Origin of the sequence: Algoriphagus halophilus (assembly GCF_900129785.1) — a bacterium.
Lineage (GTDB): Bacteria > Bacteroidota > Bacteroidia > Cytophagales > Cyclobacteriaceae > Algoriphagus > Algoriphagus halophilus.
The window spans coordinates 1443652-1463565 of record NZ_FSRC01000001.1 but is presented as its reverse complement, the minus strand read 5'-3'; the positions used below and the strand labels follow the sequence as shown (position 1 = coordinate 1463565).

18 protein-coding genes are annotated in these 19914 nt (G+C 39.4%); 3 read left to right on the top strand and 15 right to left on the bottom strand.

The genetic code is table 11. The annotated features are described in order from the left end of the window. Positions 1 to 19: 19 nt before the first annotated feature. Together BUR11_RS06250 and BUR11_RS06245 are read right to left on the bottom strand one after the other, a co-directional pair. The gene (locus tag BUR11_RS06250; RefSeq protein ID WP_074223925.1) at positions 20 to 844 is read right to left on the bottom strand and encodes a LytTR family DNA-binding domain-containing protein; all 825 of its coding nucleotides are present in this window, start codon (positions 842 to 844) and stop codon (positions 20 to 22) included. A gap of 14 nt (positions 845 to 858) precedes the next feature. Beyond that, positions 859 to 1833 carry a tryptophan 2,3-dioxygenase family protein gene (locus tag BUR11_RS06245; protein ID WP_074223924.1) on the bottom strand — a complete coding sequence of 325 codons (975 nt, stop codon included), beginning with the start codon at positions 1831 to 1833 and terminating at the stop codon, positions 859 to 861. Positions 1834 to 1948: 115 nt separating this feature from the next. On the opposite strand from BUR11_RS06245, the gene BUR11_RS06240 reads away from it, so the two are divergent. Beyond that, complete coding sequence (locus BUR11_RS06240; protein WP_074223923.1) at positions 1949 to 3154, top strand: acyl-CoA dehydrogenase family protein; 1206 nt, start codon at positions 1949 to 1951, stop codon at positions 3152 to 3154. A 133-nt stretch (positions 3155 to 3287) separates the two neighbouring features. Here BUR11_RS06240 and BUR11_RS06235 read toward each other — a convergent pair whose 3' ends face one another. From BUR11_RS06235 to BUR11_RS06225, 3 genes are all read right to left on the bottom strand, one after another. Then, complete coding sequence (locus BUR11_RS06235; protein WP_074223922.1) at positions 3288 to 3722, bottom strand: hypothetical protein; 435 nt, start codon at positions 3720 to 3722, stop codon at positions 3288 to 3290. Between the two features lie 91 nt (positions 3723 to 3813). After that, positions 3814 to 7305: a T9SS type A sorting domain-containing protein gene (locus BUR11_RS06230; protein ID WP_074223921.1), complete on the bottom strand. Its 3492-nt coding sequence runs from the start codon at positions 7303 to 7305 to the stop codon at positions 3814 to 3816. Positions 7306 to 7399: 94 nt separating this feature from the next. After that, positions 7400 to 8491: a DUF1573 domain-containing protein gene (locus tag BUR11_RS06225; protein WP_084560871.1), complete on the bottom strand. Its 1092-nt coding sequence runs from the start codon at positions 8489 to 8491 to the stop codon at positions 7400 to 7402. A 69-nt stretch (positions 8492 to 8560) separates the two neighbouring features. On the opposite strand from BUR11_RS06225, the gene trpS reads away from it, so the two are divergent. Continuing rightward, entirely contained in the window at positions 8561 to 9535 is a 975-nt protein-coding gene (gene trpS / locus BUR11_RS06220) for a tryptophan--tRNA ligase (RefSeq protein ID WP_074225140.1), read from the top strand. 36 nt (positions 9536 to 9571) lie between these two features. Here the strand turns inward: trpS and fabF are convergent, their stop codons facing one another. The 3 genes from fabF to BUR11_RS06205 all read right to left on the bottom strand — a co-directional run bounded on the left by fabF (position 9572) and on the right by BUR11_RS06205 (position 12380). Then, a complete protein-coding gene (gene fabF / locus BUR11_RS06215; protein ID WP_074223920.1) occupies positions 9572 to 10825 on the bottom strand; it encodes a beta-ketoacyl-ACP synthase II in 1254 nt (417 codons plus the stop codon). 92 nt (positions 10826 to 10917) lie between these two features. After that, entirely contained in the window at positions 10918 to 11340 is a 423-nt protein-coding gene (locus tag BUR11_RS06210) for a hypothetical protein (RefSeq protein WP_074223919.1), read from the bottom strand. 77 nt (positions 11341 to 11417) lie between these two features. Then, positions 11418 to 12380, bottom strand: coding sequence for a zinc-dependent alcohol dehydrogenase family protein (locus tag BUR11_RS06205; RefSeq protein ID WP_074223918.1), 963 nt, complete (start codon positions 12378 to 12380; stop codon positions 11418 to 11420). 116 nt (positions 12381 to 12496) lie between these two features. Here BUR11_RS06205 and BUR11_RS06200 point away from each other — a divergent pair, with 116 nt between their 5' ends. Then, complete coding sequence (locus BUR11_RS06200) at positions 12497 to 13264, top strand: SDR family NAD(P)-dependent oxidoreductase (RefSeq protein ID WP_074223917.1); 768 nt, start codon at positions 12497 to 12499, stop codon at positions 13262 to 13264. Between the two features lies 1 nt (position 13265). On the opposite strand, the gene trmB is transcribed toward BUR11_RS06200, so the two are convergent. The 7 genes from trmB to BUR11_RS06165 all read right to left on the bottom strand — a co-directional run bounded on the left by trmB (position 13266) and on the right by BUR11_RS06165 (position 19912). Beyond that, entirely contained in the window at positions 13266 to 13928 is a 663-nt protein-coding gene (gene trmB / locus BUR11_RS06195) for a tRNA (guanosine(46)-N7)-methyltransferase TrmB (protein ID WP_074223916.1), read from the bottom strand. Then, positions 13929 to 15215 (bottom strand): bifunctional folylpolyglutamate synthase/dihydrofolate synthase, encoded by a 1287-nt coding sequence (locus tag BUR11_RS06190; protein ID WP_074223915.1) that lies wholly within the window; start codon positions 15213 to 15215, stop codon positions 13929 to 13931. A gap of 3 nt (positions 15216 to 15218) precedes the next feature. Beyond that, positions 15219 to 16178 (bottom strand): energy transducer TonB, encoded by a 960-nt coding sequence (locus BUR11_RS06185; protein WP_074223914.1) that lies wholly within the window; start codon positions 16176 to 16178, stop codon positions 15219 to 15221. A 3-nt stretch (positions 16179 to 16181) separates the two neighbouring features. Then, on the bottom strand, positions 16182 to 16571 hold the full coding sequence (locus tag BUR11_RS06180; RefSeq protein WP_074223913.1) for an ExbD/TolR family protein: 390 nt from the start codon (positions 16569 to 16571) through the stop codon (positions 16182 to 16184). Between the two features lies 1 nt (position 16572). Next, positions 16573 to 17265, bottom strand: coding sequence for a MotA/TolQ/ExbB proton channel family protein (locus BUR11_RS06175; RefSeq protein WP_074223912.1), 693 nt, complete (start codon positions 17263 to 17265; stop codon positions 16573 to 16575). Between the two features lies 1 nt (position 17266). After that, entirely contained in the window at positions 17267 to 18136 is an 870-nt protein-coding gene (locus BUR11_RS06170) for a hypothetical protein (protein WP_143185856.1), read from the bottom strand. Positions 18137 to 18202: 66 nt separating this feature from the next. After that, positions 18203 to 19912, bottom strand: coding sequence for a TonB-dependent receptor (locus BUR11_RS06165; RefSeq protein WP_074223910.1), 1710 nt, complete (start codon positions 19910 to 19912; stop codon positions 18203 to 18205). Between the last annotated feature and the right edge of the window lie 2 nt (positions 19913 to 19914).

Genomic DNA, 19914 nt, shown 5'->3' with positions numbered 1-19914 from the left:
GAAATATATGGATGAAATGTCAGGATTTTTGTAAAAACCAAGATCTAAATAAGGGAGCTTTGATCCGGCTAATTCCCAATTCCAAGTGAGATTCCTCAGTTCCAAAAACATGAGCTTGCAATTTTCCATTTTCGAGCTTGGTAAATCCCTCTACCATATCCCGATGAATAAGAGTTTGCCTGTTCAGCCTAAAAAATTCTTGTTTGGGCACTATTTTTTCCCAGGTATCCAAACTTCCATCAAGCAAATAATTTTTTCCAGATTTAGTTCCAAGAAGAATATATTGATCTTCTACTTTGAGAAAAGCAGTGTCTTTGGGCTTGATCAAAAACTCTTGTTTCCCCTGTCGTACCTGAAAACCAATAAAATCATCGTTCAAATCCTTTTGTGCCGCTTGAATAGACCGAAAAGCATGTTGGTAATGAAGTCCTATGTAAATGCCATTGATTACAAAAAACCAGATACTAATAATCAATACATCAAGGGTGTAAAAACTAATATGGGCGGATTCTCCTTTGACTATAAGACTGATCAATTCAGTAGTAACGATAATAAAAGTCAATCCGGCTGCCGTAGTAAAAAAAATCTGTATGAGTATTCTTTTTAAAGGTTTAGGTTCATAAGGGACCTTTTGATCTAAAAAAAGGATCATCCATCGGACGCATAACCATGCAAGATACCCTTGAACCGTATCAATGGTATAGGTCATCAACAAAAAGCCATTCCACTGAATATTGGAATAGGTCAAGTAATAATTAAAGGCAGAAATAAAGGGAATCAACCATAAAAACAATAAAATATCGGGATGATATTTCTGTTTTCTGTCAAGTGGATTCCCTTTCATTAATTCAAACCTTATTAGTATTTCCCAGGAGTATCATCTCCAAAAATTTCTTTGACCACCCAACCTTTTCCCCATTCTTCTTTTTCTTCCTCAGTCCATAGTTCAGGATAAAAAATCACCTTTTGAAAACGAGGCGGAAGGTATTTTTGCCAATTGGTTCCCCCTGTAGCTGCTATATCAACCGGGTCTTTTTGTAAGTATCTAACGGCAGATTTGTAATGTGCCAATGGCCAAAAAACATTCGCTTTCAAATCGAATTGCTTCATAGCTTCTTTCAATTCATCTGTCTTATCAGCACAGCCTATATACTTCTGCCACAGATTTTTACGCCTATACAATTCAATGGTTTCTTTAAGCTTTTTACCGTACTTGATCTCAAAGTTTTTCAAAGTCAACGTCTTTTCACCTGTGGCTAGTTCTATTGCGCCCTGTTGCCAATATAAATGTTCAAACAAATCATCTGCAGGTGAATGGTAATCATGCTCCTCTCTATTCTTTAATGCCACCAAATTAAATGCATCGGCAGCCATCAATTCAATTTCACGGTACTGGGCAGATTGGAAACCACTGGAAGGTAATAGAGACATTCTGAATTTGAGGAATTGTTCTCTTTCCATTCCCTTCCACATCATAGCAAAGGAAGAAATCAAATGATCAAAATACATATTGATCCTTTCCAGTCTAGTTCTAAAAAACTCATCACTTATCGGTTCCTGAATGGATATTTGTTCCATTTCAGAAATGATCAATTTGAAATAAAGCTCTGTAATCTGATGGTAGATGATAAAGATTTTCTCATCATGAAAGGAGGTCTTCGGCTGCTGCAAGGATAAGAGTACGTCCAAATTTATGTATTCCCAATAGGTAAGATAATCTGCATATAACAGCCCTTCCAAGTACGAGAGCATGTCTTGACCCGAAGCTTTGAATTTTCGTTCAAGCTGTTCGATTTTTTCTAGAATTTTTGGGTCAAATTGATCTTGTTGCATGATGAATTTATTTGAAAAAGATAGACTTTTAGGAAGCAATCTATTTACTTCGAATCGGTCAGTAATTTTTTGACTCGACAAAAATCACTGATTCATCCTAATTAACCAAAATACTATGGAGTCAAAATCAACCCAAAAAACCCAAAAGCAAGACCTTTTTGAAGGAGTAGACTTTCTTCAAATCGACGATTTATTGACGGAGGAGCATCTTTTGATCAGAAGTTCCATGAGAGATTTCGTCAAAAAAGAAATTTCACCTTACATAGAAGATTGGGCTCAAAATGCTCATTTCCCTAGTGAAATCGTCCAAAAATTTGGTGACGTAGGAGCTTTTGGACCACAAATCCCTTTAGAATATGGAGGCGGCGGATTGGATTATATTTCCTATGGATTGATCATGCAAGAAATAGAAAGGGGAGATTCCGGAATGCGCTCCACAGCTTCCGTGCAAGGCTCCTTGGTCATGTACCCCATTTATAAATTCGGTTCTGAAGAACAACGGAAAAAATACCTGCCAAAACTAGCCTCAGGAGAATATTTAGGCTGCTTTGGCTTGACCGAACCAGATCATGGTTCCAATCCCAGCGGAATGGTCACCAACTTCAAGGATATGGGAGATCATTACCTTTTAAACGGTGCAAAAATGTGGATTTCCAATTCCCCGGAAGCAGACATTGCTGTCGTGTGGGCAAAGAATGAGGAAGGTAGAATCCATGGATTAATCGTAGAACGAGGAATGGAAGGTTTTTCTACTCCTACTACTCACAATAAATGGTCCTTAAGAGCCTCTTGTACCGGCGAATTGGTATTTGATAATGTCAGAGTACCCAAAGAGAACTTGTTGCCAAATAAGTCCGGTTTAGGAGCTCCTTTGATGTGTTTGGACTCAGCCAGATTCGGAATTGCCTGGGGTGCCATCGGTGCAGCCATGGATTGCTATGATTCTGCTAGAAAGTATGCGTTGGAAAGAATACAATTTGATAAACCCATCGCGAGCTTTCAGTTGGTACAAAAGAAACTAGCTGAAATGCTGACTGAAATTACCAAAGCTCAGCTATTGGCATGGAAAGTTGGAAAAATGATGAATGAAGGAAAAGCGAAAACAGTACATATATCCATGGCCAAAAGAAATAATGTGGAAATGGCACTGCAAATCGCCAGAGAGGCGAGACAGATCCATGGAGGAATGGGAATCACTGGTGAATACCCCATCATGCGACATATGATGAATTTGGAGTCTGTAATCACTTACGAAGGAACACACGATATTCATTTGCTGATCCTGGGAAATGAAATCACAGGGATTCCTGCTTTCAAATAATTCGAGAGGCTGTCTCATTCATTGGTTTTGTCACATGGAACGTAGTCGAATTGAGGTTCTTTTGGATTTAATGGACTTTGACTTCTCTCAGACTAGATCAAAAGCTTTATGAGACAGCCTTTCTTTAATTTTTCTACTCCAATTCCTCAGGTAATTTCATCCAAGCTGTTGCCATCCCCTTGATAGGTGGAATCGTGCATTCCCGGCAGGTATTTGTTTCAGTTTGCACTAACTTATCATTGATGTAAATATTAACTGTGATATCTTCAGAATTTAATCTCTGAGAATCACTGCCACAGGTTGGACAATTTGTGGTACCATGAATGGTCAGAGTTATAGGAGAAACTTTTGGTTCAAATTCGTATTTCCAGCCACTGGAGAGCAGGCCTGAATTCAAGTCAAAAGAATTGATTCTTTCCCCATTTTCATCATCAAACTCCCCATACCATTCCGCTCCACCCGTAGTGATCACTTCATAGGTAACTTTAAGGACTGGATCTTCTTCATTCTCAGCGCAGGAAAAAAATAAAAAAGAGCTAAGCAATAGGAAACTGAACAAGTCTTTCATAAAAGGTTGATTTTGGTATAATTATTATCTTTTATACCAAACGAACCCTTCAATTAATTCGCTACAATTCAAAGCTTTACAAAATTAAATTCTATTTAATTTTTAAAATTCTTCCTAAAAATAGTTGCTTTTCTTCTCCCTCTATGGCCACCAAATAGACACCACTTGCCAAGCTCCTAATGTCCAAGATAATTCTTGAGGAGGTTTGGCTGATCAGGGTAATATTCACATTCACCTCTTTTCCGTTGGCATCTCTTACTTTCCAGGTATCAGGAATAAATTCAAAATCCCCCGTTGTCTCCAAAACAACCTCATCCAAGACAGGGTTAGGATAGATTTTTAATTCCTGAGAGACAAGTACCCCACCAATTAGTCCGGAAATAGTTATTTCAACAGGTCCTAACATAGAGGCACAACCATTTGAATTGGTGAATTCTACTGAATACAATCCCATCTGGTTGAGCTCTAAAGTGGAGCCCGTTTCCCCTACCATCACCTCTCCATTTCTATACCATTGGTATTCAAAATCTCCATCAGGGGCTATTAACACATTTCCATCTTCCAAAATCTCCCCTTCTGGTTTTTCCAAGGTTTTTATTTCAATTTTTTCAGTTTCCGAAAGGCATCCTCCTTCATATCGAATCACGGCATGGTACACGCCACCCTCTTCAATCTCTAGGGATTTTCCATTTTCTCCTTGGATTTCAGTTCCATTTCTTCTCCATCTTACCACCTCAAATACCGCTTCACTGTCCAGGGAGATTTTCTTAATATCTCCTGCACAAATAGATTCGGGGCCTGAAATAATTACCGGTTTACTGCTCATCCCTTTTACAAAGACCCTTGCGGTTTTTTCTGTTACATTTCCTGAAAAATCTACCGCTCTTAGTTCAACTTGGATTTCTTTTCCAACAGACTCACAAGTCAATTCAGCTTGATTGATGCTTAGTTCCTGAATACCACAATTATCAGCAACATTTGAAACAAAGTCTCCTGCTTCCAAAATCAATGAACCCACACTTAAATCGAGTTCTACTTCTAGGTTCTTTGTCTCCAAAACTGGAGGCATTAGATCCAGAACGTTTACACTCACTCCTTCTTTCCATATATTTCCCTCCAAATCTTCGATGGTCACTCCAATTTGTTGCTCTCCTAAGTTGTCACAGGTAAACCGTTGTTGATTTAGTTTCACTGATAATCCATCTGGCAAAGTAGCTGTAAATAGCTCGGCTATAGAAAGTTCTCCTATACCATTTTCATTTAATGCCAATTCAATCATCTCCTTCAAGGGAGGGTAAGGATTTTCACCGGTAGGAGGAGATTCATAAAACTCTACCTCCTTTACTTTGGAATAAACAGGGCATCCATTGACAGGCAGAAGAAGTGCTGAATAGGCACCTGACTCCTTAATGGAAATCACATTGGAAGTGGATGATGAGATTAATTCCTCTCCTCTATACCATCCAATAACTTGATAATCAAATTCAGACCCTAATTCCAATAGTACCTCTGATCCAGTAGTGGCTGTACCAGGTCCGTTAAGGCTCACTTTCCTACTTTCTGTTTTTTCAATGGTAACAACAGTACTTCCAATGGTCGTATTTCCAGACTGATCTTTAACGGATACTTCTACTTTCACAGGCACATTAAAATTCTCACAACCAATCGTTTGTGGACTGTATAGTATCTCTAAATTCTCCCCACAATTATCTAAAACCCCTGCAACAATGTGTTCAGGCTTTATTTCAAAGATATTGCTCGAGGTAAGATCAATTATTCCCTGATACTCCTTTAAGGTAAGCTCAGGTTTAAGTTCATCAAGCACAGTAACTTTTACTGTTCCCTCCCACTTGACGACTCCTTCTGATTTTACTTTAACCTGCACTTCATTCATTCCTAGATCCGCACAGGTAAAATTCAATTCTCTGGAAAAATCATACGAATAGGCATCTGAATATCCGGAAACGAAGTAATCTGAAGGTTTTGTAGATGCCATTCCATTTTCTGCTAACGATAATCTGATTTCCTCTTTAAATACTGGAGCAGGTAGCTCTTCTGAAGTTTTGAATTGAATCAAAAAAGTACCAAATGTAGCATCTGTATGTACGACCCCATAGGGCATATTCCCATTCGGTTGCATCGATTTATTCCAATTCATAGGAAATGAAATAGTATTTTCCCCAAAGACTCCCTCTACTTTTTGAGTGGGGTCGAATGGGTTTTGAAAGTCTATGATCTCATAGTTTTTTCCTTTCAGCTCACCAAATTCAGAAAAATCAACAAGTGCTTCAGGGTTAGTATTAAACTTGAGAACCGTGACATAAAATTTGGAGGGATCGTATTTGTTTTGAGTAATCAAAACTTCCTGGTCCGAGATTGGATTGGTAGAAAGTTGCGATTCTAAGTCAAAACCAAAATTGTTTTTCCAATCCCCAAATGTGAGGTCATTGAAAGGCATGTCTTGATTATTTAGGTTGAAATAAAAATTCGAATTCCAGCTGGCATTGGGAAATGAAGATTTATCCCCCAACACAGCATAGAAATTACCATGAACATTGAAAAAACGGTTGGCTCCTATTTCTATATTATTAAGTGGAAGAATTTCTAACAAGTTCCCTCCTCCATATATCAGGTTTTCGCTAAATCTAATGTTCTCGTTAGGCATATAGGTCCTTCCAAGAGTCACATTTCTAACTTGGTCAGCCATCAATCTTGAACCTTGCAAATCCCTATAAAAAATATTGTCCGTTACGACTACTTCAGAACTAAGATTATTTCTCGACCCCACCGTAAAGTTATGAGGAGGCCGATGCACCGATAGATTTACTGTTGCTATTACTCCTGTATTGAAAGACACATTACGAATGACCTTTACCCCTTTATTTTCAGGATTGGTAGTGTACAGGTTAATTCCCTGAGAGGCATTTTGAAAAACTATGTTGTTTTCAAGGATTTTTGGTTGGTTTTCATCCTGATGCTGCACATAGAATCCATGTCCATTTCCTCTGGTATCACCTTGTGAACCGTTATTGAAAATAATAGATCCATAAACTTCATTATTGAAACCATTTCTCCATAACTCTATTCCCCCACCGACAATATCATAGACCCAACAATTAATGATTTTGATATGGTCCCCCAATACCGTAATTCCTAATTCATCCTTTATTTCTGCAAAACCATTACTTGCATCCGAACTCCTAACAGTACTGGATGAGGTGACTTTCAAACCTACAAACCAAGTATAGGATCCATAAATTAGAAGGCCAGTGCCATTGGTTCTATTTTTACCCGCATCAATAGTTGCCATCCCATCGTTTTGAGCAACCACAATGATAGGATCGGAATCAGTACCATTTAAGTAGCTTTCAAAATTCCCCTCATAAGTCCCATCCATTAGAACCAATGAATCTCCTGCTACCAGCGGGGAACCTACCCCCAAGGCATAGGATAGATTCCAAGGGTTGGATTGATCATTCCCTGAATTTGAAGAATTTCCAGAAGGAGAAGCATATTTTACAGCAGCCTGAGCAGAAATACATGCCAAAAAAAATAGGAACAGAATAGAAATTCTTTTTAGCATAAAAGGACAAAAATTTGAATCTATAAATTAACTTTTCGCTTGTTGCAAATAATTACAAGTCAATTTAATGATTTTCTTTCAAGACTGGCTTGTTCTATTCTACTCTACTTTTTAAAATAAAAAGTTGAACAGGATTAACAGGATCATTGCTAAACAAGTAAATATTTCTCTGATCGATCCCTTTCCTACCACTTGGATCAAAGGTGATTTGAAGTTCTACAGACTCCCCAGGACGTAATTCGGTCTTTGGAATTTCTAATTTTAGACAATCACAATTTCCTTGAATCTTCCTAATTTCCAACGCTCGCTGCCCCTTATTAGAAATAGTAACAGACCTATTTTGAATGGTATTTGCAGAAATATTTTTCAGGTCAATTTCTTTGGTTCCTAGAACCAGCTGAGGGACCAAATTCAATTCCTCTTTAGAAAAAGGTGGGAAATACTCAAAGACTTCAGCAATGACTGAAACCGGAATCACTGATAAAGAATCCCAAGACACAGCAAATTGATCTTCCACGTATCCTAATTCCCCTTTCAAAGCCCCATCATAAGAAACTTGGATCAACCCTCTTTCTTGAGGCCTAATAAACTCCTGAATCTGTAGAAGTTGTATGTACTCAGGTGTATTAAATTTCAAGCTATCTGCATACAAACTTTCTTCTCCAAAATTATAAAACTCCAACATCTTTACTTTGGGAACATTGTTGAAAACCTCGCCCATATTCAATTTTGGTAATCGAAAACCAATCCCATCAATTTTAATAGGATAAACCTTATCCGGGTCTTCTGGATATGGAATTGCTGTACCTTCCAGATACAAGGTATCCTGTGTGTTATGAAGGTTTCCTTTAACAATGATCATTCTATTGAAATAACCAGCTGCCGAAGATGGGTCAAATGACACCTGCAAGTTTCCAACTTCCCCCACTTCCAAGGTATCCTTGGTGAAGTCAACTGTCGTACATCCACAATCTGTCCATACATCCACTATAAAAAATAGTGAATCCTGGGTATGGGTAAATTCATATTCTGCAATTTGTTTTCCTTGCTCTTCAAAAACAGTCCCCAAATCTACCTTATTCACTTTCCAAATCAGTCTTGGAACTGCAGTTTCCTGAGCCTGAACGGATTGTGTCAACAGAGAGAATAAACCTATTACTAGAAGTGGAATTCGAATGTTACTCATGCTGCAATTAACGCATAATTTCAAATGGATTATATCCTGATTTACTTAATTTGCGCCAAAATTAAACAAATGGCAAGAGTACTGACAGGCATACAGAGTAGCGGGAGACCCCATTTGGGCAACATCCTAGGAGCGATTGTTCCGGCTATTGAACTGATAAAGCAAAACAAAGAAGAATCCTTCATCTTTATTGCAGATCTTCATTCATTGACAAGTTCAAAAGATGGAGAGCTTAGAAAACAAAATACCTTAGCAGTTGCCGCTGCATGGCTGGCATTTGGGCTTGATATAGAAAACACGGTTTTCTATCGTCAATCCAGAAGACCAGAAGTTGCCGAATTGACATGGTATTTAAGCTGCTTTACTCCCTACCCCATGCTTGCCAATGCGCATAGCTTCAAGGATAAATCAGAGCGACTATCAGATGTCAATGCAGGACTTTTCACTTATCCTGTTTTGATGGCTTCCGATATCCTTCTTTATTCTGCTGACTTGGTTCCCGTAGGAAAAGACCAGATGCAACATTTGGAGATGACCAGAGACATCGCCTCTACTTTCAATCGGCTGATGGGAGAAGATATCTTGACCATCCCAGAAGCCCGAATTGATGAGGTGGTCAAAACTATTCCAGGTACTGATGGACAAAAGATGAGCAAATCCTACAATAATTATATTGACATTTTTCTTCCTGAAAAAGCCTTGAAAAAGAATGTCAATAGCATTGTGACAGATAGCACACCTTTAGAGGAGCCTAAAGACCCCGACACATGCAATGTGTTTAAATTATATAGCCTGATTGCTACAGAAGAACAAACCTTAGAAATGAGGGAAAAATATCTTGGAGGCAATTACGGCTATGGACATGCCAAAAAAGAGTTCATGCAATTGATTTTGGACAAATACAGCAAGGAAAGGGAATTATTCAACTATTACATGGAAAACCCAGAGGAGGTTGAAAAGAAACTTGCTGCCGGAGAGGAAAAAGCCAAAGCTATTGGAGATCCTATTTTGGAAAAAGTTAGAGAAAAATTAGGTTTTAGATAACAAAAAAGCTGTTTCTAAGAAGCAGCTTTTTTGTTTTTAATTGAATTCTTTAAAAACCACAGAGGCGTTATGCCCTCCAAAACCAAAGGTATTGCTTAAGGCCACTTTTACTTTTTTCTCCAAAGCCTGCTGACAAACGATTTGTATATCTGCTGGAATAGCTGGATCCAATTGTTCTGTATTGATAGTAGGTGGTATCACACCTTCATTGATTGCCTTCACACTAAATACGGCTTCAATTGCTCCTGCCGCACCCAATAAATGCCCTGTCATGGATTTTGTAGCGGATAGATGCATGTTATTTTTTTCTCCTTGACAAAGCTTAGAAATCGCCTTGGTTTCACTTACATCTCCCAGGGGGGTGGAAGTAGCATGTGCATTGATATAATCTACCTCCTGAATATTTAAACCAGCTTCTTCAATCGCAAACTTCATACAATGATAGGCACCCAAACCTTCCGGGTGTGTTGCGGTCATATGATAGGCATCTGCAGTCATGGCAGCTCCTGCGACCTCAGCATAGATTTTTGCTCCTCTTTTTTTGGCATGTTCATAATCTTCCAGGATTAATGCAGCCGCACCTTCTCCCATGACAAAACCATCCCTTTCCATATCAAAGGGCCTGGAAGCTGCTGAAGGGTTATCGTTTCGGGTAGAAAGTGCCTTTAAAGCAGAAAAACCGCCGATTGAAGCTTCACTAATCGGAGCTTCAGACCCACCAGTTAAAATGACTTTGGCTTTTCCCCATTTGATATAATTGTAAGCATCCATGAGGGCACTATTTGAGGAGGCACAAGCGGATACTGGGGCATAATTAATACCCATCATCCCATACTTCATAGAAATCAATCCCGAAGCCATGTTCCCCAAAAACTTGGGAATGAAAAATGGATTAAACCGGGGATTAGAATCATTTTCTACAAATTCCCGCATTTCTTTTTCGAAGGTGTTCAACCCACCTTGGCTGGTTGCCCAAATCACTCCTGCATCAAAGGGTGAATCAAGCGTTGAAATATCTAATCCAGCGTCTTCCATGGCTTCTACCGCGGTAAAAAGACCATATTGGGTATATAAATCTGATCGTTTGATTTCGTTTCGATCCAATCTTGAACTTGGGTCAAAACTCTTTATTTCAGCTGCAAATTGAGTTTTGAATTTTTCAGCATTAAAATAAGAAATGGTCGAAGCTCCACTTTTTCCATTTTTGGCGCTTTCCCAATTGCTGGCAACATCATTTCCCAAGGAAGATAATGCTCCCATACCTGTGATGACTACTCTTCTTGAATTCATAGTTCAAATTTAACTTTTTTTGTATTTAAGCTATATCAAATAAAAAGCCCGGACTAAACCGGGCTTCAAAGCTTTAACTATCAATGATTTGATTATCTACTCCTCCAAAGTACTTTCAAAGGGTTTCCGTTGATGATCATCAAGAACCTTGCAGGATTAGGCACTAAAACCAATCTTACATCCTGTCTATCAAATTGATCGGATTCGATAGGAACCCCCTCTCTCCCTACCACCTCATAACTCACAATTCCTCTGGCATCCGGAAGCAATGGCTTGTATTTGTTAGCTAAGTATGCTGTAGGAAGTAAGATATCAGTATCAGACTTCAACACAGCATAAATTTTTTCCAATTCTTTTTCTAAGAGTTCTTCATAATCAGCATTGAAATCATCCTCCAAATCATGAAGTTCTTCTTCCAAATCATCATAATTGGAATCACTATAATCCATTTCTGCCAGTTGATTTCTTTTTTCTACAATTTCGGTGAGCTCTAAATCCAGCTTATCCCAATTCATTCCTTCTTGATTTTTGGTTTATGAAAACACAAAGATGGGCAATCCCTTTTTTTTAAGCAGAACTTATTGGAAAGAATTTAACTTATCAGTAGAATTTTTCCATTTCTTCCCGCTTTTTCATAAGCTTTGATTGCCTCTTCAAACTCTTCTAAAGGATATTTTTCTGCAACATCAACTTGAGAACTGTGGTTCATCAAAAACTCAAACACTTCTTGGAATGCTTTATTTCTTGCCTCTGATTTAATTTCTGACATTAAACTTGTTAACCAAAACCCTTCAATTCGAAGAGTTTTAAAAATCATGAGTCCACTATTTAGTGGGATATTTTCCAGGCTTAGACTCCCAAAAACCATCATTAAACCATTTTTTCTCAAAGAAGCTAACGCTTTTGCTCCTAATAGTCCTCCTACTGCATCAAACACGACATGAACTCCCCCATCCGTGTGTTCAGGAACCACTTTTTGCAGTTTCTCTTTTTCCGTGTTGACTACCAGATCTGCTCCTAATTTCTTCAATATCTCCTTCTGCTCGTCATGCCTTACCGTACAAGCTACTTTGATCCCTTTTTTCTTGGCGAGTTGAATGGCAAACTTACCAAATGCCGAAGCACCTGCAGTAATTAACAACCATTCATCCGCTTTCAAGCCAGACTTTTCGATCATCAAATAAGCCGTCATTGGATTCACAATAGCTTGAGTTGCCACCTCATCCGGCATTCCATCAGGAATAGGTATCAAGGAGGCTTCCGGAAGTGCCAAATATTCTCTCCAAGTACCGGTCGTTGAAAATAGAACTCGTGTTCCTTTGGACAACTTCGATCCAGAGGATTCCAACACTCCACAGGCTTCAAACCCTGCACTACTTGGAAATTGTGGTTGAATACCATATAACCCTTGAATGAACATCATGTCTGCAGGGTTGATGTTCCTTGCGGTTACTCTTATCAACACTTCTCCTTCCCCTGGATTTGGAACGGGAGCATCCTGCAACTTCAATACCTCTAAGGGCTTACCTGTTTGTTCGAATAGGACTTCTTTCATAAGGATTTGGGTTTAATTCAATTATTTTTTACTAAAACTACCGATATATTCCCGTCCTATGGCTCTCAAATCTCATTTTTTTATAACTTAAGGTTTACTCTAAAACCTCTTAAACTATGGATTTATCTAAGGTTTTTTCTCTGGATGGAAAAGTCGCTTTAATTACCGGGGCTAGTAAAGGAATAGGCCTGACTATTGCCGAATTTTTTGCTGCTGCGGGTGCAAAAGTGGTGTTGAGTAGCAGGAAGCAGGATAAATTAGATGAAGAGGCTGCGCGATTGAAAGGGAAAGGATACGAAGCAACAGGCATTGCTTGTAATGTGGGAAATATGGAAGAGCTTCCATTACTGGTAGATAAAACCGTAGCCATTTATGGTCAATTGGATATTTTGGTAAACAATGCTGGAACCAACCCGGTTTTTGGTCCCATCCATGAAACGAGTTTAGAAGCTTTTGACAAAATCATGGATGTGAATGTCAAAGCAGCTTTTGCACTTTGTAACCTTTGCTTCCCCCATCTTAGAAAATCCTCATCCGGATCAGTAATCAATATTAGTTCCATTGGAGCTATTTCACCAGAACCGGGCTTGGGAGTATATAGCATCAGTAAAGCCGCATTGGTATCCTTGACCAAGGTATTTGCCAGGGAATGGGGAGATTCCAAGATTCGGGTGAATGCCATCTGTCCAGGCATCATACAGACGAAGTTTTCTGAAGCACTTTGGAGCAATGAAAAAATAATGGCATATATGCTGAAACAATTGGCTATCAAAAGACTGGGGACAACAGATGAGATTGCAGCTTTAGCCTTATTCCTCGCCGCTCCAGGCTCTTCTTATACCACAGGTTCCATCATTACTGCCGATGGAGGCTTTACCATTTAACCTAATCCTTAAATTGGAATTTTAAGTATTTGATCTTTTCTCCTTTTTCTGAAAACATCTTCTCATAGCGGGTTTGTATCCCCAAATGATCATCTTTCCATTCGGATTCATAGAAATCGTGGGTAAAACCTAAGAGGTTGATGTCTTCCCTTTCTTGAAAAAGGGCTAAAGAGTAATCAAACAAGCCTGTGTTATCGGTTTTAAAATGAACAGTCCCTCCTTTTTTCAATAGGGGTTTGTACATATCCAGAAATCTAGGGGAGGTTAATCTTCTTTTTTCATCCCCATCTCTGGGAAAGGGATCAGGAAATGTGATCCAAAGTTCAGAAATCTCACCTTCTGCAAAAAATCTATCCAACAGCTCAATTTGAGTTCGCAGAAATGCCACATTATGAATTCCTTCTGCTGTAGCGGTAGAACTTCCTTTCCAGATTCTGCTTCCTTTGATATCTACCCCTATAAAGTTTTGATCTCTAAATACTCTTCCCAGGCCCACAGTAAATTCACCTCTTCCACAGGCTAATTCTACCACAATAGGATTTGTATTTTTAAACTGAACCTCGTTCCAATTTCCTTTGATGGATTCAAAAATTGCTTTTCCATCTTGGATTACGTTTGGGTTCTCTTCATTTTCTTTGAAGCGAACAAGTTTTTTTCTGCTCATTTATAGGTCTTCGATTTCCGCGACCACAAAAGTACTCCCTCCGATAAAAATCAAGTCATTTTTTGCAGCATTTTTTCTGGCAAATCCTAAGGCTTCGTTGATATCTGGGATTATCTCTCCTTTCAAGCCAAGTTCCATGGCTTTCTCAGCAAGTAAATTTGCTTTCAAGGCCCTTGGAATAATTGCTTCACAAAAAACATAATTTGCTTCTTTAGGCAACAAGGCTAGGACTTTAGAAATATCTTTATCTTGGACCATTCCGAGCACCATCCAAAGTTGGGAAAACTCATAACTTTTCAGCTGCTCCAAAATTTCTTGGATCCCTGATTCATTATGGCCTGTATCGCAAATGGTCAATGGGTTCTCTCCCAGTATTTGCCATCTCCCTTTTAAGCCTGTCCGGGTAGTTACTGTCTTTAATCCTTCTAAAATAGCCGATTGACTAAGTTTCCAGCCCTGATCTTTCATTTGGGAAACTGTCTCAAGAATACCGGGTAGATTAAAACGCTGATAATTCCCTAGAAGGTCAAGTTGAACCTCAAATGAATCATCTTTTGTAGTTACTTGATAAGTTGCCAAGCCTAAGGAAGTCTCTTCCTTGCAAACCTTCCACAAATCATCTGCAAAAAAGATGGGGGAAGACGTACTCTTTGCTTTTTCAATAAATACTGGCTGTGTTTCAGGTTGAGTCTGAGAAATCACTACCGGAATCTCATTTTTTATGATGCCGGCTTTTTCTCCCGCTATCTGAGGCAAGGTAGTTCCCAAGAACTGCATATGGTCAAAACCAATATTGGTAATAACGGAAACTTCAGGCCTGATGACATTGGTACTATCAAACCTCCCGCCCATACCTACCTCAATGATGGCTATATCTACCTGTTGCAATGCAAAATACCAAAAGGCCATACCAACGGTCATTTCAAAGAAACTAGGTTTTAACTCTTCTAAAAAGTCCTGATTCTCTGCTACAAATTGAACAACCTTGTCTTCTGGAATTTCCATTCCATCTATCCGAATCCGTTCTGTAAAGGATTTTAGGTGTGGGGAAGTATAAAGCCCTGTTTTATATCCTGCTGCTTGAAAAATGGAAGCTAAAGAATGGGAAGTGCTTCCCTTTCCATTGGTTCCTGCCACATGGATGGATTTAAATTTCTTTTCAGGATGCCCAAGGTGGGCACATAATGCGATGGTATTACTTAAGTCTTTTTTGAAAGCTGTAGCTCCTACCCTTTGGAACATGGGTAAAGCATTGAACAGGTAGTCCAGAGTCTCCTGATAATTCATGGATCAGTCCACTTTGATAATGAAGGTGATTTTTCCTGTGGAGAAGTCAGCTGCTGCTCCACCTTGTTTTTTAAATGAAATCTGGTTTACAACTTGTCTGTAATAAGCAAGCACTTCATTAGACACATTGTATTCCAATGGAACTGCCTGGACTACACGTCCTGCATCATCCACAGTAATTTTAAATACAATTCGACCGTTTCTAGTGGAAACACGGTCATTGATATTCGGTCTATTTCCAAACTCCCATCCTGCAAGGTCTAAGCTTACTCCATTTCCTGGATTGGTCCCTTTCCCACTACCGGTTCCCATGATGGCTCTACCATCCACAGTCCCTTTGGGGTCCCCTTCATCACCTTTTTCATTGGAGGAACCTTGCGCTCCCCCAGATGCAGGCGTGGTGCCCTTTCCTGAAGTTCCTCCAGCTCCAAAAATAGCTCGTTGATCTACTTTTGGTTTTTCAGGAGCCTTCTGAGTGGTTTCCTCTGCTTCAGCCTTAGCCGGTGTAGTCACTGTTTTTGCAGGTTCCGTTTTAGCGGGTTCTGGTTTCTTCGAAGGTTCTGTTGCTTTCTCTTCCCCTTTAATAGGTGAAGGTTTAGTGGTCACCGCTTTATTAACCGCTGGTTGAGTTTGTGCTTTTGGTTTAGCAACCTCTGTTTTAGGGCTTGGGGTGGGTGTAGCAGGTTTGGTAACTGCCTTCTCGGCAATTTCTCCCGGAGCAGCAGCTTCTTTGACAGGAGTAGGTATTTCGGAAGGTGCATTTGGACTGTCACGTTCCCCGGATCCCGTTGGGGTAAATCCTAAATTCAATTCCAAACCAAAACTAGGAAGTGGTGGAACCGGTTGTTTCCAGACCACAATAAAGTAGAATGCAACCAACAGCAAGGCATTAAAGACAATGGTTATAATCCATGCCCTTTTCTTGCTTTGAGATTCTTCTTTATCTGCGTCCCAGTATTCCATTATTTAATAGGGTTTAGTAGCGATAGAGACATTCGCTTCCAGTCCGGCTGCAATGCCTCCAATTTCAACTAAATATTCAACAGGTACTTCTTTATCTATATGCAACACAACCTGTCCTTTTTTATCCTTCAGTAAGGTCGTTAATTCTGCTTTTATATTTTCTCTCGGAACGATTTTATCATTAACCGAGTATTTGAAATCCTTGGTTATAGTAACGGAAACTTCCTGCATCACGATGTCTGAAGTTTCGCTAGAAGGCAAATTAACCGGTAAACCAGAAGGAGTAATAAAAGAGGATGTAAGCATAAAGAAGATCAATAACAGAAATATAATATCTGTCATAGAAGACATGCTGAATGCCGGATCAACTTTATTTTTAGACTGTAATCCCATCTTACTTATCTTGTAGTAAATCGATGAACTCCACGGTAGTATATTCCATACTATGAACCAACTTGGACACCTGGGAAACCAGGTAGTTGTACCCTAAATAAGCGATAATACCTACCACCAATCCAGCTGCGGTAGTAATCATGGCCTCATAAATCCCCTCTGACAACAATTTAGGGGAAACCATGCCTTCTTCTTGAGCGATTGCTATAAAAGCCTGGATCATCCCAGCTACCGTACCTAAGAAACCAATCATAGGGGCAGCACCAGAAACGGTTGCTAAAAGATTGAGGTTCTTCTCTAATTTATAAATCTCAATTTTTCCCACATTCTCAATAGAAACCTCAATGTTTTTCAAAGGGCTTCCAATGCGCTCTATCCCTTTGGCTATCATGTTTGCTACCGGTGTATGTTCACTGGCACAAAGCATTTTTGCCTTCTCTATTTTACCTCCTTGCACTAACACCCTAATCTGATCCATTAAGGAGGTGGGAGTTTTAGAAGCTTTTTTCAGGGTAATCAATCGTTCAAAGAATATGAAGATTGCCAAAATAAATAACAGGTACAGGGGGACCATCATGTAGCCACCTTTGATCAAAAGATCTAATAAACCGATACTTTCTTTTGTAGCACCTTCCGCAAGGCTGTCCGCTGCTGCCAGTGAATCGGCAACAGAAAGGGTTTGAAGTAGAATCATATTAATATTTCAAAATCCATAAAGCTTCTGTGTATTGATCTTTGATCGCGTTGAGTTCCTCACTGGCTTTCCTAAAGCTAGTAAAGGACCCTATTGCCAAACGATAGTTTTTCACATCTTCGTATGGCAAGATCAGATAAACTGAACTCGCACGATCTAGGTATTGAGTAGATTCAGAAAGTGCCATTCTTTCATTTGGCAAACTTCCTACCACAATAAAATATTGGGGCCTTTCCCCTCTACTCTCTACTCTGATCAAACTCTCTGCAACAGTACGATCAATAGTTGTACCAGTTTGCGGAGTTTCCACAGGTTCTTCTAAAGAAGAATTGGATTTTGGAATAGAATCTTGATTTTCAGGGGTTTGAATTTCTTCAGTTGGTGTATTTTCTGGAACCACCTGAGATTCCACAGGTACTTCAGGTGGGGATTGTTGCTGGGCTACTTGATTTCCTGAGGTATTTGGACCGTTTCCTTGACTCATTAACTGCCATACGATTACCGAAACTACCAAAAGGGCAAGAATTACAACTGCTACTACCCAAGAATTTTTCTTCTTTTCAGGTTCTGCAATGACCCGCTTTTCTGGAGCAAGCTCCTCTGATTGCTGCGTTACATGTTCCTCTTTTGGATAGTCGGTTTTAACTTCCTCTGCTGGAGTAGGTACTACTGCTTCTTTTGCAGGTTCAGTTTCCTGAATAGACTTTTCTTGGGACTGGTTGTCGGTAGCAAGCGTCACCACTTGTTCTTCCTCCTTTTCAGGAAGTTTTATTTCCTCGCCCAAAGGAGTGATAGGAGTCACTTCCACGTAAGGAAGTCCAAAATCTTTTGGGTCAGTCCATTGTCTATTTTCAGAAGAATTTTCCGGCATAATCAAATTGAGTGCTACGAAACTAAAAGAATTGAGGGTAAACCCCAACCCTAGCATGCAACATTCTTAGAATTTCATAGAAACTCCACCAATTAATTGAATCCCTCTTACAGGATAATTTAACCAGCGGGTGTTTTTCCCATTCAATATATTATTTCCTTCCGCAAAAACAGCAAATCTATTCGTGATTTGGTAATCAGCCTTCAACTGTAAATCGGCAATTGTTTTCAACTTCACCACCTCATAGGGTCCAAATTCTCCCACAATGTCACTCAAGTCATGTCCTCTCGCTTTTAACCCACCCATAAAATTCAAATTCGCCTGCACCAAAAGTCCCTCTAAAGGGGTCACTTGGTTATTCACGCGTAATTCCCAAGTAGGTCTATGCCAGGCTTCAGCTTGCGTACTCAAATCATATTGATACAGGTCTAATCTTGAACCCAAAGAATAGACATCTGAGAATTTAAACCCTAGCTCTCCATTAATATTGAAAACGGTGCTCTTATCATCATATACCAAACTGAACCTTGAAGAATCGGTGGTCATCAAATTATTGGTATAATTATTCACGAAAAAGCTCAGGTTATTGTATCGACTGACATTGATTGCCGCTCTATAATGAAATACCTCCTGAAATTGACCTTCTATTCCTCCTTCTACCTTGTAGTTTTGAATAGTATTCAACAGTTGCTCGCTAGGCCCCAGATAAGGGTTTTCATTCACAAAACTGAAATAGGTGTTTCGTTTTACATCTCCGGAAAATTCTCCGAAGAATCCAAATTCTTCAGCAAACTGATAGGAAGCTTTCAGGTTTGGGAAAATTCTGAAATCACTGGATTTATCCTCAATGGAATCATTTTCAGAAACGATATTTAAACCGGCAGATACTCTAAATTCCCCTTTAGTATATTCTATCTCAGGCCGAATCCCCATATAAGTTCTCGTTTGAGTATAATCTAGATCTTCCGGATTGGTGGTGTAGTAAGAAATTCCCACCTGACCTTTCCAATCCTCGCTTGGTCTAAACTTCCCTAAGCCTGACACTCCTATTTCACTTTCACGAGCCATGTAGCTGTCATTAAAGTTTCTATAGCTTGCCTGCACTTCATAGGAAAATGGCCCTACTTTTTCAATATCTCTGATTCCAGCTTTGACTGAAAAGGAAGTAAAAACATTGTCAGGGATTTCAAATTCAGGATTTTCAAAATTCACAGGATCTACCCCATAAAATGAATAGCGATCCTGATTCCAATCTATCCCACCAAACAATTCAAACACATCTGCGAAATAACTGATATCTCCTCCAAAATTGGTATGTGCTTCACTGGATTCTTCCCCTTGCACAGGACCCTTTCCAAAACTTTGATGTCCTAGATTCAAAGAGAAGTTAACTATATCGGCTTCTGTCCCCATGTATCTAGCCTCCAATAAAGGAGAGGCGAAATTTCCATACCCTACTCTCAAAAACCCAGGGAATAAATCAAGTTGTGGTGCTCTAAAAGGCTTTTGGATAGGTGTGGTTTCCAAAACCAAAGGTTCCAGAGTCAGTGGATACCTGTTTACTCTATAGTTAAAATCTGCCAAGCCTTTTGGTTGAGGTAAGACAGGCAATTTTTCATAAACTCTCGGCTGGACAGGAACAGTCAGTACGCGGTCCTTACGAATGATAAACTCTTGATCAGTTACTTCTCCTCTTGATTGGGTCTGGGCAAAAGTCAAACCTGTTGTTAAACCAAATGCTCCGCCAAATAGAATTAATTTTACTAGCTTTTTCATGG